The sequence below is a fragment of the Bordetella bronchiseptica genome (assembly GCF_900636925.1).
Lineage (GTDB): Bacteria > Pseudomonadota > Gammaproteobacteria > Burkholderiales > Burkholderiaceae_B > Bordetella > Bordetella pertussis.
The window spans coordinates 1,096,615-1,108,641 of sequence record NZ_LR134326.1 but is presented as its reverse complement, the minus strand read 5'-3'; the positions used below and the strand labels follow the sequence as shown (position 1 = coordinate 1,108,641).

Sequence of the window (12,027 nt, the reverse complement as noted above, 5' to 3'; positions counted from 1 at the left end):
AGAGCACCATGTACTGCACAATATTGGCCCGCACCGGGTCAGGAAACGGCGCGCCGCGCACGCCATGCGCGCTTCATGTGCCATTATTTGGCCCCCCCTCGCGCCGGTTCACGCTTGCGCCAGCGGATGCCAGCGCATCGACGCTTACGCGCAGCAGCGCGCGTGCCCGCAGCCAGCGGGCACGTGCTGCAGTCCAGACGTCTCCGCCCGGTCGCGTCAGATCACGCCTTTTTCTTCCAGCCGCCGGATCTCGGCGTCGGAAAGACCCAATATGTCCGCGTACACCGATGCATTGGCCTGGCCGAGCGCCTGGGCCGGTACATCGAATTGCGCGTGGCATTCCGAGAAACCGATGGGCAGCCCCATGCCGCGCACCGTGCCGCCATCGGGGGTCTGCAAATCGGTGATGGCGCCGCTGCGGTGCAGGTCCGGATCGTCCAGCATCTCCAGCGGCGTGCGCACCCGCGCCGCCGGCACGCCGCGCTCCTGCACCAGGGCCTGCTCGACAAAGGCGACCGTCTTGTCCCGGGTCCACTCGGACACCAGCGCAGCGAGGTCGGCGGCATGGCGCATCCGCGTGCCGCGGTCGGCAAAGCGCGGATCGCGCTGCAGGTCGGCCCGGCCCATGGCATCGAGCAGGCTGGCGAACCAGTCCGGGTGCACCGCCGCGATGGCGATGTGGCCGTCCACGCATTCGTAGGTCCCGAACGGCACCAGGCGCTCGTGGTTGTTGCCGGTGCGCATGCGGAAACCCGCCTGGGCCAGCACATCGAAATGCTCCTCGGCCACCCAGGACGACAGGCAATCGAGCATGGACACCTGGATCTTCTGCCCCTTGCCCGTCCTGCCCCGGTAGATCAGCGCCGCCAGGATGCCGTTGACCATGTACAGCGGCGCCAGCAGGTCCGCCACCGGTACCCCGCAGCGCATCGGCGGACCCGACGCCTCGCCGGTCACCGCCATCAGGCCCGACAGCGCCTGCACCAGGATGTCCATGCCTTTGAGGTTCTGGTACTTGCTGGGCTCGCCAAAGGCCTTGATCGACGCATAGATGATGCGATCGTTGATTTCCCGCACACGGGCATAGTCCACGCCCAGGCGCTCCGAGGCCCCTTCGCTCAGGTTCTCGATGAAGACATCGCTTTCGCGCAGCAGCCTGGCGAACAGCGCCCGCCCCTCCGGATCCTTGACGTTGAGCGTGATGCTCTTCTTGTTGCGGGCGCGGTTCAGCAATGTCAGCGACACATCGTCGCTGCCCTGCTGGCCGAAGTTGACCCCGCCCGGCCCCACGAACGGCGGATTGCTGCGGCCCAGGTCGCTGCCGCCCGGCGCCTCGACGCGGATGACCTCGGCGCCCAGGCCGCCCAGCAGCATCGAGGCGTAGGGCCCGGCCAGCGCCACGGTCATGTCGAGGACGCGAATGCCCTCCAGAAGGCCTGTTACTGCCATGAACGTCTCCTTGTTCCCCACGCAGCCGATTGCCGGCGGCCGGATGGCGAGTTCGCCGCCCGCTGCCCGAGCGACGAATCAGGCGGCTGGCCTGAGCATCATCAAGCCTGTCCGCACGGCGGTGCACACGATCTCGTCGCGCTGATTCCTGGCCACATGCTTGAAAGTCACGATGCCGGAGTCCGTGCGGCTCCTGGACAACCGCGTTTGCAGGATTTCCGTCTCGACACGGATGGTGTCGCCATGGAAAGTGGGCTTGGGAAACACGATCTCCCCGAAACCCAGATTTCCCAGGGTAGTGCCCAGGGTCGTTTCATAGACGGTGACGCCGGCCACCAGCGCCAGCAGGAACATGCTGTTGACCAGGCGTTGGCCATATATGGTGTCGGCGCTGTACTCGGCGTCGATATGCAGCGGCGCGCAGTTGTAGGTCAGGGCGGAGAACAGCACGTTGTCCGTCTCGGTAACGGTACGGCGGATGGCGTGCTGCACGACCATCCCGGCCTTGAAATCTTCGAAATACAGACCAGCCATTTAACACTCCCGAATACGCGCCATCGCGCTCAGTTGCCGAACGATTGCGCAAGCGCAATGACTTCGTGCGCGGTCTTGACGTGGGCGATGTCGATGTGTTCACCCGCGTACATGACCGATGCCCGCCCTTGGGCCTGGGCCGCGTCGAGCGCCTCGATCATCCCCTGGTAGTACGCGACGTCCTCGGCTGTCGGCGTGTAGGTGCGATTGATCGTTTCGACCTGCATCGGGTGCAGGACCAGCTCCCCCGACATGCCAAGCTGCCGGTCGAACGCGGAGGACTTCGCCAGTCCGTCGAGGTCCTTGATCTGCTGCCAGAGCCCGCCTATCGCCTGCTTGCCGGCCGCACGCGCGGCCATGACCACACGGGATTTCAAGTATTCGGTCTCGCGGCCTTCGGCAGTCCAGACGAATTTCAGCGCGCGCCCCATGTCGGCATTCCTGGCGGTGGCGCCGACGATGCCGGCCACACGAGGCATCTGCGCTATGTCGTAGCACAGCTGCATGGACCGCGCGGTTTCCAGCAGGGGAATGAGCCCGATCGATCCCAGCGGCAGGTTGGCGCGCGCCTCCGCCTCGGCGATCATGCATGAGGCCATGTATACGTCTTCCGGCCCTCCCGGCTTGGAGATATATATGCCCTCGATGCCGGCTGGCGCCACCGCCAGGATGTCGTCGAGGTCATAGATATGTGCAGTACGGTTGATGCGCACCCAGATTCGCTGATTCTGCGCAATGAGCTCGGGAATCTTCTTGGCGACCAGCTCACGCGCCGCGGTTTTTTCCGGACTCGGCACGCTGTCTTCCAGATCGAGTATCAGCGCATCGGCGCCCGCCTGGGCAGCCTTGTCGAGCATGGATTCCTTGTTGCCTGGCACGAACAGGAACGACCGCACCGGTTTTATTCGCGTATTCACGTCTACCTCTACCTGGTAATTTCCATGGGATAAACTCCCGCGGAACCTTTGCATGGATCGAGCCGGCGCATGGCTCGAGACGTATGCGTCGATGCCGGACCGCAGGCTGGCGCCCGATCGTGAGCCGGCTGCAGCCGGGACTACGGCTGGCGCTAATGTCCGCGAAACACCGGCGCCCTTTTCTCCGCGAAGGCGCAGATCGCCTCCCGGTAATCGGCGGTGTCCTTGCAACGCAAGTGACGATGGATTTCGCCGTCCAGGGCGTCATCGAAGGGGCAGATCAGGTTCTCGTTCAGGTTGTCCTTGATGAATCCATACGTCGTCGTCGGGCCACTGGCCAGGGCACGCACGAAGGCCGCCGATTCCGCCTCGAACTCCGCTTCCGGATAAACCCTGGTCACCAGCCCCAGCTGCAGCGCTTCGCGTCCGGACAGCACCGGACTCAATAAATACAGTTCACGGGCCTTCGCCGGACCGACAATGCGCTGCAGGAAGTATGTCCCGCCATAGTCCCCGGACAAGCCGACTTTCGCGAAAGCCGTGGTCAGCTTGGCGTTCGGCGTACCGATGCGGAAATCGCAGGCCAGCGCCAGGCTCAGCCCGGCGCCGGCCGCCGCGCCGTGGACAAGCGCCACGGTCGGCTTCGGCATTTCGTTCAGCAGCTTCGCCGCAGTCATGAAATGCTTCATTTCGCGGAATCGTTGCGCCCCCTTGTTTTGCACCGCCGCGGCGGGCGCGGCCATGGATTTGACGTCTCCGCCCGCGCAAAAGGCCGGACCTGCAGCGCACAACACCACCACGCGCGCGCCCGGGTCGTGCGCCGCCTGCTCGCACGCTTGCACCAATGCCGCGCACAAGGCGTCATTCAACGCGTTTCTCTCATTCGGACGGTTCAGCCTGATGGTGAAGATGCCATCGGACAGGCTGGTGACGAGTACAGGGGTCATGTGATGCATCGATCTCAAATGGACATTACGAAGCGCCGCCGGAGCCGGCCGGCGTATGGTCAGTTGATCTTCATTCCCGAAGTCTCGACCAGTGTTTTCCAGCGAGCGGTTTCGGCTTGCTGGAACGACGCAAGCGCAGACGGGCTGTCCGCCACCACTCGCCACCCCCGCTCCCCGAAGAACGCCTCGCTTTCCTTCAGCTTCAGGATGTCGACGATCAGCTTGCTATAGCTTTGCACTTGCTCGTCGGATGCGGTGCTTGGGGTGTAGGCGGCAATCCATCCGGACAGGTCGTAATCCTTGAGGCCTTCCTCCTGCAAGGTTGGCACGTCGTCGAACCCCGGAATCCTTTTTGTCGCGGTCACCCCGATAGCCCTCAGCCTTCCCGCGGCAATCAAGGGTTTCACGGAGATCGGATCCGAGAACGCCATGTCGATCTGCCCGCCCATCAGGTCGGCCATCGCCGCAGGGCTGGATTTGTACGGGACATACAGGATGTCGATGCCGGCCGCCTGCTTCAGCATCTCGCCACCCGCCTGCGACGTGGAATTCCCGCTTCCGAATGTCAGCTTGCCGGGATTCTTCTTCGCGGCTTCGACCAATTCAGAGACGTTCTTGATGCCGGATGCCGGATTCACAACCAGCAGGACGCCGCCAATCGTTATCGTGGTGATCGGCTTGAAGTCCGCGACGGGATCGTATGGCAGGTCCTTGAACAGGCTGGGATTCGCCGCCTGGGTCGTGTTGCTGGTCATCAAGATGACGTTCGCACTGCTCGGCAGGGACTTGGCCGTCTGGATGCCGATGATTCCGTTGGCGCCAGGCCGGTTATCGACGACCACGGCCCTGCCGGTGGACTCGGTTATCTTCTGGCCTATGTATCTCGCCGCGACGTCTGTCGCCGTGGCGGCGGCGAACGGCACGACGATCGTGATGGGCGCGGCATTCCGGTCCGCCGCGCTCACATTGGCGGCGACCAGCCCCGTCGCGCATGCAAAAAGCGAGGCCGCCGCAAGCCTGGACCCAACCGATCCGCGCTTGCCCCTTGCTCCAAAATGTCCCGACATGATTGTCTCCTCTGCTGTTTTTTGTCGGCATTACATGGGCTGATACCCATTTCGCCTGTCTCGACAGGAACAGTGGTGAACAGGTGCAATCCGTCGGCGCAACGATCCCCAGGCACGCGCGCTGCAGCGCCGCGTCTGCGTTTTCTCGTCCACGCATGAGTACGGACCGTCTTGACGGACGGCGCACCGATTCACGGTGTCGCCAACCACTGGCATTGCGTGCGTTCTCACCGCTCTTGTCTGACACAATGCTATGCAGTTGCCCGACCGCCCTCAAGCAGCCATTGGCGAATGCCGGATTCGCGAAACACGAATCGCGGGTTATCCAGCAGCTACGGACGGTCCCGCTTCGAGAGTGGCGTCCGACCCTCTGGGCTGCGCGATGAGTTGCTCGATGAGCAAGCGCGTCGCCGCGGTCGGCGCCCGGCCCCGCCTGGTGCCAATATGGACCTTGCGCAAGGCCCAGGCTTCGTCGAGGCGCAGCACCGATACGCGCCGCTGATACGCCACCGGAAGCATGCATTCCGGCTGAATGGTGACGCCCAGCCCCTCTTCCACCAGGCTGCGCGCCGCCTCCACGCTCGTCACATGGAATTTCGGCTTGACCGCGAGACCGCTGGATTTCGCGGCCTTGGAAATATCCGCCATCATTGCCGTTGACGGTTCGACGCTGATGAACGCATGGCCCAGCAGATCGGCAAGCGTTACGCCGGCTTTTTCGGCCAGGGGATGGCCGGCGGGCGCCAGGGCCACCAGGCGATCCGTGCGGTACGGGGTGACATCCAGGCCCTCCTCGTGCACGTCCATGCCCACCAGATAAATCGCGAGATCCGCCCCGCCGGACACGACCGCCCGGATCGCGTCCGGATTGAGGTGCTGCTCCAGCGCCAGATCGATCTGGGGATAATTCCGCGAGAACTCGCCGATCTCTTTGGCGACGTATTGGACGATGAGAGAACCCGTCGTGGCGACCGTCAGGCTGCCACGAACCCCGTCCGAGTATTCCCCCAGTTCACGGCGCATTTCTTCAAGATTGCCGAACAGTTCCCGGATATAGCGCGCCAGTACGACGCCGGCTGCGTTCGGCACGACGCCGGCGGGCTGCCGTTCGAAAAGCGGCAATCCGGCGATTTCCTCCAGATCCTGGATCCGCTTGGTGGCGGCGGACGGCGCGATATTCTCGCGGACCGCGGCTTTGCGTATCTGCCCTTCCTCCACGACTGTCAGGAACAGGCGCAGCGTGAATAAATCCACTCTGCGGGTCAGGGTATGAATGCTCAAGGTGCTCATCAGGCTCGCTCTCCGTGGAGAATACTGGGCGGCATCGGGCTGGCTTCGAGTTGCCGTGCAAACACGCTGTCGGGGAAAGACGCTCAGGCCCTGCGGCCGGGCATTCGCCATTGCAGGGACGCATCGAGACTGCGCTGCGGCGGCCGGATGGCCTCGCCGCCCTATACTCGGCGCCGTTCATCCGGCAGATGGTAGCCGTTGGGGAATCCGTCCGCATAGCTCGCGTTCCGCAGGCAACGGCCATTCCTTGCGATGCTTGCCCCGCAAGGCGTAACCGGCTACGGTGGGCGTGACGCCGCAAGCCCTCGATCGCCATGCCCCGCACCGGCGTCCTTCCCGGCCGCTTGCCGCCCCACCGTTCGCGAACACGCCCCGCCCAGGCCCGCCAGGATGATCAGCCCAGCGCACAAAACCCGACTGGCAGCGTTCTTCAACCTTCGCCGCGACGAGCTCCGGCCGGTGCTGCTGTCCGGACTGTGTTTCTTCTGCGTCCTGACGGCGCTGATGGTGCTGCGCCCGGCCCGCGACGCGCTAGGCATGCAGCGCGGCATCGAGGCGGTGCGCTGGCTGTTCATGGGCACCGCGCTGGTGACGCTGCTGGTCAATCCGGTGTTCGGCTGGCTGGTCAGCAGGTTCTCCCGGCGCCAGTTCATCGGCGTGACATACACCTTCTTCGCATTGAGCCTGGCCGCGTTCCACCAGTTGCTGGTGCAGGCGCCGCAGGCCGTCGGCGCAACCAGCGGGCAGGTGTTCTATGTGTGGTTCAGTGTCTTCAACATGTTTGCCACCATGCTGTTCTGGGCGCTGATGGCGGATCGCTTCACGCTCGAACAAAGCCGGCGGCTGTTCGCGCTGATTTCCGTCGGCGGCACGCTGGGCGCGATTTTCGGGCCGTGGCTCGCGTCGCTGCTTGCGCGTCCGCTGGGCACGCCCGCCCTGCTGCTGGTCTCGGCGGGCTTTCTGCTGCTGGCGATGCAGGCTGCCTGGGCGGTGGGGCGCGGCCAGGCCGCGGCGGCGTGCGCCGGCCCGGACAGCGGGCTGCAGGCCACGGACGGACAGGACCGCATCCTGATCGGCGGCAACGCCTGGCAGGGGCTGAAAGCGGTGTTCCGTTCGCGCTATCTGTTCGGCATCGCCAGCTATGTGATCATCATGGCGATCGCCAGTACGCTGCTCTATTTCACGCGGCTGCAGATGGTGGCCGAGCTGGGCGACGACATGGACTTGCGCACCACCGTGTTCGCGCGCATCGACCTCATCACGCAGGCAGCCACGCTGGCCTTGCAGGCGGTGGTGGCCGGACATGTGATGAAGCGGCTGGGTGTGACCATCACGCTGACGCTGCTGCCGCTGACTGTCATGCTGGGATTCGTGGGGCTGGCCATGGTCGGCACGCTGGCGGCGCTGATCGTGTTCGAGGCCGTCTTCCGGGCGGTCCAGCGGGCGCTGGCGCGGCCGGCGCGCGAAACGCTCTACACGGTGCTCGGCCGCGAGGACAAATACAAATCCAAGGCCTTCATCGACACCTTCGGCTACCGCAGCGGCGATGTGGCCGGCGCGCAGGTCGAAGGCCTGCTGGGCCGGCTGGGACTGGGCCTGGCCGGCCTGGCCAGCGTGGCGGTTCCGCTGGCGCTGGCCTGGGCCGCGCTGGGGCTGTGGCTGGGCCGCGCCCAGCTGCGCCTGGCCCGCAAGGCCGGCGCGTCCGTTCCCGCCATCCCGGCCGCCGCGCCGGATACGCTTCCCGCGACGAGGAGCCCGCCCCCATGATTACCCGACGCGATTACCTCAAGCTGTCCGCCGCCGGCCTGGCCCTGGCCGCCCGCCCAGGGCTGCCGTGGGCCGCCGATGGCCCCGCCGGCCTGATCACCCGGACGATCCCGGGCACCCGGGAACGGCTGCCGGCGGTGGGCCTGGGCAGCTCGGCATCGTTCGCGCGCATCGCCGGCGAAGACGATACCGGACGCGTGCGCGACGTGCTCGAAACCTTCGTGCGCGAAGGCGGCACGGTATTCGACACCGCCCCAAGCTACGGCGCGGCCGAGGAAACGGCCGCGCGCATCGCCCGGGAAACCGGCCTGGACCGCAAGCTGTTCTGGGCGACCAAGGTGAACGTGGCCGGGCGAGGCGGCGGCAAGGCCGACCCGGCCGCCGCCCGCGCGCAGATCGACCGCTCGCTGGCGCGGCTGGGCAGGCCCGCGATCGACCTCGTCCAGGTCCACAACCTGGGCGACGTGCCGACACAGCTGGGGCTGCTCAGGGAATACCGCGACGCCGGCCGCATACGCTATATCGGCGTCACGACCACGTTTCCCGAGCAGTACGAAGCGCTGGAGCAGATCCTGCGCACCGAAGCGCTGGACTTCATCGGCGTGGACTACGCCATCGACCACCGCGCCATGGAAGCGCGCGTTTTCCCGCTGGCGCGCGAGCGCGGCGTCGGCGTGCTGGCCTACCAGCCCTTCGGCCGCTCGCGCCTGTGGCAACGGGTCAAGGGACATGCCCTGCCGGGCTGGGCGGCCGAGTACGGTATCGCCTCGTGGGGCCAGTTCTTCCTGAAATTCGTGATTTCGCATCCGGCGGTCACCACCGCCACGCCGGCCACCAGCCAGCCCCGCAACGTCGTCGACAACCTGCGCGCGGCCACGGGCCCCCTGCCCGACCCGGCCGGACGGCGCCGGATGATCGAACACATCGAGTCGCTATAGGCGACACGCCGCGTCCGCGGCAAGCGCGGCGGCCCTCCTCCCCCATGCGGGACTGCCCGTTCGGACCGGGCGGCGGACGCGCGTCCGCCCGCGCCTAGGGAAAACCACAATTCTGCTCCCCTCTAGAATTTCATTAACATTTATCTGAAATGTCAGATAAATGTCTGAGGGCATATCGCCAACGGCGATGACATGACAACCCGTCGGCCAGACCGATGGACCAGGAGACACGGAGCCGCCCGGCCGGGCATGGGCTCCACCTATGGAGCATTCTTGATGACCACGTTGTTTTCATCCCTGAAAACGTTTGGCGCGGCATGCCTGCTGGCGGCTTCGAGCGTCATGTCGCCGAGCGCGCACGCGCAGGACATCCGCGTCCGGCTGGGCCATGTCTTTGCCATCGGCAGCCCCCAGGAAGTGGCTGGCAAGGAGTTCGCCGAACTGGTCAAGACACGCTCGAACGGCCAGATGGAGATTGCGCTGTTTCCGGCCGGCCAGCTGGGCGGCGACGAGGCGCTGGGGCGCGAATTGGCGCGCGGTTCGCTGGACCTCGCCTTCCTGAACGTGGCGGGCCTGACCGGCCTGGATCCGCTGCTCGACATCCATTACCTGCCCTACGCCGTCAGCACCTTCGAGGAAGCGGACCGTATCCACTTCAATCCCGACGGGGTCATCCAGAAAACGACCCGCGAGACCCTGCGCAAGCGGCGCATCGAGCCGCTTGCCTTCTTCGAGCTGGAGTTCCGCTCGATCACCAACTCGCAACGCCCGGTGGCCACGCCCGAGGACCTGCGCGGCATGAAATTGCGCACGCCCAGCGTCACCAATATCAAGACGCTGTTCGAGGCGGCCGGCGCGCACCCCCTGGCCCTGCCGTTCCCCGAGCTGTTCACCGCGTTGCAGCAGGGCACGGTCGACGGCCAGGACAACGGCCCCGCCCTGACGTACACCTCGCGCCTGTTCGAGGCGCAGAAGTACATGACCCTGACCAACCACATCTACGCGATCGGGGCCATCGCCTCCAGCGAACGATTCTGGAAACGCCTGAACGACGAGCAGAAGGCCATCGTGCTGGCCGCCGCCGAAGAGGCCGCCCGCAACCAGATCGCGAACAACCGCAAGCTGAACCGTGAATATGTGGAAAAAATCCGCCAGGGCGGCGTAGCGGTCATCGAACTGGATGCCCAGGCCATGCGCCCTTTCCGTGAACTCGGCCGCGCCCAGTGGGACAAGCTGGCAAGCGTCTATGGCGCCGAGCGCATCCAGGCGCTGCGCGACGAACTGGCCAAGAACAACATCCAATGAACGCCGCCGCCCCCTCCCCCGCCCCGCTGGCGGGCCTCGCGTCCGGCTCGGCCATCGACCGGGCCGAGCGCTGGCTGCTGCGCGGCGAGATGGCCGTCAGCGTCGCCGCGCTGGCCGTGATCATGGCGACCGTCGCCATCAGCGTGGCCGCGCGCGCGCTGCTCTTGCCCATTCCCAACCTGACGGAATGGGCCGTGACCGCCATGTCCGCGCTGACTTTCCTGGGCGCGTCCGCGTGCACCGCGCTGCGGCGCCACATCAATATCGAAGTGGTCGACCTGCTTCCGGCCGGCGCGCTGCGCTTCGCCGCGCACCTGGCATCGCTGCTGGCGCAGCTGGTCTTCGGCGTCATGTTCGCCATCACGGCCTGGGGATTCTTCGACTACGCGCTGGACTCCGGCGAAAAACTGATCGACCTGGGCACGCCGGTGGCCCTGCCCAGCGGGCTCATGGTGGCCGGCGCAGCCCTGATCGCCCTGCATGCCGCGCTGGCCATTTACCGGCTGGTCGCCGGCCGTCCCGCCCTGGAGTTCGCGCAATGAGCCTCGCCTTCGCAGGATTGTTCCTGCTGCTGATCATCGGCACGCCGCTGGGCATGGCGTTCGCCCTGGCCGTGATGGGCCGCGCCGGAAGTTTCAACCTGGATCTCGACGCGCTGGGAGCCATCCCCTACGAAACCATTTCGGCGGTTCCGCTGGTGGCGATTCCGCTGTTCCTGCTGGTCGGCGAAATCATGAACCGCGGCGGCCTGGCCTTGTGCCTGAGCCAGATCTGCGACCGCGTGCTGCACTTCCTGCCCGCCCGCATGGGGCACATCGCCGTGGCGGCCTCGGGGCTGATGAGCGCCATGACCGGCTCGTCCGTGGCCACGGTGGCCGCCATCGGCGCGACCGTGGGCCCCGAAATGACGGCGCGCGGCTACAAGCGCGCCTACAGCGCGTCGCTGGTCGCCGCCGCCGGCCTGCTGGGCGTGCTGCTGCCGCCATCGATACCGTTGATCCTGTACGGTTCGGTGGTCGGCACGTCCATCGTCGATCTATTCCTCGCCACCCTGGTGCCCGGCCTGATCATGGCGGGCGCGTTCTTCGCCACGCACGCCCTGCGCTCGCGCTCGGCCTTGCGGGACGGCGTCGAAAGCGCCGGCGCGGCGGGCCTGGACCGCGCCCCCGCCCCGACCTCCGGCGCCACCGTCTCGGCATTGCTGCTGCCGGTGTTCGTCCTGGGCGGCATCTACTCCGGCCTGACCACGCCGACCGAGGCAGCCGCGGTCGCGGCAGCGGCCGCCCTGGCGATGACGCTGATCCAGCGCACCCTGCGCTGGGACCAGGTGCCGGTGGTGTTCACCAATGCCGTCAAGGCGTCGGCGGCCATCCTCACCATCATCGCGCTGACGAGCCTGTTCAACCGCGCCCTGGTGCTCAACCAGATTCCCCAGGACATCGCCGCCTTCGCGCTGTCGGTGACGGACGACCCCATCGTCTTCCTGCTCGGGGTCAATCTGTTGCTGCTGCTGGTCGGCATGTTCATGGAAACCAATGCCGCGGTCATGCTCATGGGCCCGCTGCTGGCGCCGGCGGCCATCAAGTTCGGAATCGATCCAGTGCACTTCGGTATCATCCTGGTCACCAACATCGAAATTGGCTTGATCACCCCACCTTTGGCCGCCAATGTTTTCGTTGCAGCCCGCACACTGGACGTGAACATGGTGAAAATGCTGCCCCATCTCGCCTGGTTCTTCGCCGCCGCGCTGAGCGTCCTGCTGCTCATCAGCTTCGTGCCCGAACTGACCCTGTGGTTCAGGCATTTCCAATAG

The 12,027-nt window shown here is 65.9% G+C and carries 11 protein-coding genes; 5 read left to right on the top strand and 6 right to left on the bottom strand.

What is annotated here, in order from left to right:
* Positions 1-216 precede the first annotated feature (216 nt).
* The 6 genes from EL288_RS05250 to EL288_RS05225 all read right to left on the bottom strand — a co-directional run bounded on the left by EL288_RS05250 (position 217) and on the right by EL288_RS05225 (position 6,204).
* Positions 217-1,449, bottom strand: coding sequence for a CaiB/BaiF CoA transferase family protein (locus tag EL288_RS05250; RefSeq protein WP_003814107.1), 1,233 nt, complete (start codon positions 1,447-1,449; stop codon positions 217-219).
* Positions 1,450-1,527: 78 nt separating this feature from the next.
* Positions 1,528-1,983: a MaoC family dehydratase gene (locus tag EL288_RS05245; RefSeq protein WP_003814109.1), complete on the bottom strand. Its 456-nt coding sequence runs from the start codon at positions 1,981-1,983 to the stop codon at positions 1,528-1,530.
* Positions 1,984-2,012: 29 nt separating this feature from the next.
* Positions 2,013-2,900 (bottom strand): HpcH/HpaI aldolase/citrate lyase family protein, encoded by an 888-nt coding sequence (locus EL288_RS05240; protein ID WP_033459092.1) that lies wholly within the window; start codon positions 2,898-2,900, stop codon positions 2,013-2,015.
* A 152-nt stretch (positions 2,901-3,052) separates the two neighbouring features.
* Positions 3,053-3,856 carry an enoyl-CoA hydratase gene (locus EL288_RS05235; RefSeq protein WP_003814113.1) on the bottom strand — a complete coding sequence of 268 codons (804 nt, stop codon included), beginning with the start codon at positions 3,854-3,856 and terminating at the stop codon, positions 3,053-3,055.
* 50 nt (positions 3,857-3,906) lie between these two features.
* Positions 3,907-4,914, bottom strand: a complete 1,008-nt coding sequence (locus tag EL288_RS05230; protein ID WP_010929104.1) for a Bug family tripartite tricarboxylate transporter substrate binding protein — start codon at positions 4,912-4,914, stop codon at positions 3,907-3,909.
* A 321-nt stretch (positions 4,915-5,235) separates the two neighbouring features.
* Positions 5,236-6,204: a LysR family transcriptional regulator gene (locus tag EL288_RS05225; RefSeq protein ID WP_003814118.1), complete on the bottom strand. Its 969-nt coding sequence runs from the start codon at positions 6,202-6,204 to the stop codon at positions 5,236-5,238.
* A gap of 459 nt (positions 6,205-6,663) precedes the next feature.
* On the opposite strand from EL288_RS05225, the gene EL288_RS05220 reads away from it, so the two are divergent.
* The 5 genes from EL288_RS05220 to EL288_RS05200 all read left to right on the top strand — a co-directional run bounded on the left by EL288_RS05220 (position 6,664) and on the right by EL288_RS05200 (position 12,027).
* Positions 6,664-7,971 carry an NTP/NDP exchange transporter gene (locus EL288_RS05220; RefSeq protein ID WP_227889225.1) on the top strand — a complete coding sequence of 436 codons (1,308 nt, stop codon included), beginning with the start codon at positions 6,664-6,666 and terminating at the stop codon, positions 7,969-7,971.
* Positions 7,968-8,909, top strand: a complete 942-nt coding sequence (locus EL288_RS05215) for an aldo/keto reductase (RefSeq protein WP_033459090.1) — start codon at positions 7,968-7,970, stop codon at positions 8,907-8,909. Before EL288_RS05220 ends, EL288_RS05215 begins: the two co-directional genes overlap by 4 nt.
* A 276-nt stretch (positions 8,910-9,185) precedes the next feature.
* A complete protein-coding gene (locus tag EL288_RS05210) occupies positions 9,186-10,214 on the top strand; it encodes a TRAP transporter substrate-binding protein (protein ID WP_033451269.1) in 1,029 nt (342 codons plus the stop codon).
* The gene (locus tag EL288_RS05205) at positions 10,211-10,756 is read left to right on the top strand and encodes a TRAP transporter small permease (protein ID WP_003814127.1); all 546 of its coding nucleotides are present in this window, start codon (positions 10,211-10,213) and stop codon (positions 10,754-10,756) included. The genes EL288_RS05210 and EL288_RS05205 overlap by 4 nt, the downstream gene beginning before the upstream one ends.
* On the top strand, positions 10,753-12,027 hold the full coding sequence (locus EL288_RS05200; protein ID WP_003814129.1) for a TRAP transporter large permease: 1,275 nt from the start codon (positions 10,753-10,755) through the stop codon (positions 12,025-12,027). Before EL288_RS05205 ends, EL288_RS05200 begins: the two co-directional genes overlap by 4 nt.

Bases quoted from the DNA above. Each gene is read 5' to 3' on its own strand.
- EL288_RS05200 (WP_003814129.1), top strand. From the start codon at position 10,753: ATGAGCCTCGCCTTCGCAGGATTGTTCCTGCTGCTGATCATCGGCACG.
- EL288_RS05225 (WP_003814118.1), bottom strand. From the start codon at position 6,204: ATGAGCACCTTGAGCATTCATACCCTGACCCGCAGAGTGGATTTATTC.
- EL288_RS05250 (WP_003814107.1), bottom strand. From the start codon at position 1,449: ATGGCAGTAACAGGCCTTCTGGAGGGCATTCGCGTCCTCGACATGACC.
- EL288_RS05245 (WP_003814109.1), bottom strand. From the start codon at position 1,983: ATGGCTGGTCTGTATTTCGAAGATTTCAAGGCCGGGATGGTCGTGCAG.
- EL288_RS05210 (WP_033451269.1), top strand. From the start codon at position 9,186: ATGACCACGTTGTTTTCATCCCTGAAAACGTTTGGCGCGGCATGCCTG.
- EL288_RS05205 (WP_003814127.1), top strand. From the start codon at position 10,211: ATGAACGCCGCCGCCCCCTCCCCCGCCCCGCTGGCGGGCCTCGCGTCC.
- EL288_RS05215 (WP_033459090.1), top strand. From the start codon at position 7,968: ATGATTACCCGACGCGATTACCTCAAGCTGTCCGCCGCCGGCCTGGCC.
- EL288_RS05235 (WP_003814113.1), bottom strand. From the start codon at position 3,856: ATGCATCACATGACCCCTGTACTCGTCACCAGCCTGTCCGATGGCATC.
- EL288_RS05230 (WP_010929104.1), bottom strand. From the start codon at position 4,914: ATGTCGGGACATTTTGGAGCAAGGGGCAAGCGCGGATCGGTTGGGTCC.